Consider the following 264-nt stretch of genomic DNA (forward strand, 5'->3'; position numbering starts at 1 on the left):
GTCCTGGACTACCGCCACGAGGTCCTCGACGCCGGCACCGTCCGGGCGGGGACGGGCGACGACGTCCGGTTCATGTTCGTCCTCAGCGGTGCCGTGCTCGTCGACGGCCTGGAGGGCGTGGGCCCACGCCGGCTGGAGGGCGGACGGTTCCTGCTGCTCCCCCGCGGCGGCACCCACACCGTCACAGGGATGGAGCGCGCCGAGCTGCACGCGGGCGAACGGGTCGCGGAGACCGGCGCCGCGGTCCTGCGGGTCCGGGTGATG

Annotated in this window: 1 protein-coding gene; it reads left to right on the forward strand. The window is 75.4% G+C overall.

What is annotated here, in order from left to right; translation table 11 throughout:
- The coding region (locus AC0I8G_RS25980) for a hypothetical protein (protein WP_471732517.1) at nucleotides 1-264 on the forward strand (264 nt) is incomplete at both ends.

The organism is Kineococcus sp. AC630, assembly GCF_979255925.1.